Annotated in this window: 1 protein-coding gene; it reads right to left on the bottom strand. The window is 50.7% G+C overall.

Features of this window, described 5'->3' with window-relative positions; all coding sequences use genetic code 11:
- Positions 1-219, bottom strand: a 219-nt coding sequence (locus E0702_RS18860) for a glutaminase (protein ID WP_205742191.1), incomplete at both ends; no start/stop codon positions are given.

Here is a 219-nt window from a genome sequence, read left to right as displayed (position 1 = left end):
ACAAATTCCAACCCATGGTTTGAGCAATTTGTTTGATCATTTGTTGACCGCGCACGCTATTACCAATTGGATCTAAGCGTGGAGAGAATGCTGCCAGCGCCCCAACATTTGGGATCACCGCAAGCAAGCCGCCGCCTACCCCACTTTTACCAGGAAGACCTACATCATACGCCCAGTCACCGGACGTATCATAAAGACCCTCCATCGTCATTTCGGCCA

Source organism: Halomonas marinisediminis (assembly GCF_004347715.1).
Lineage (GTDB): Bacteria > Pseudomonadota > Gammaproteobacteria > Pseudomonadales > Halomonadaceae > Halomonas > Halomonas icarae.
Note: the sequence above shows the minus strand (reverse complement) of the source record. Positions and strands in the feature narration are given on the sequence as shown.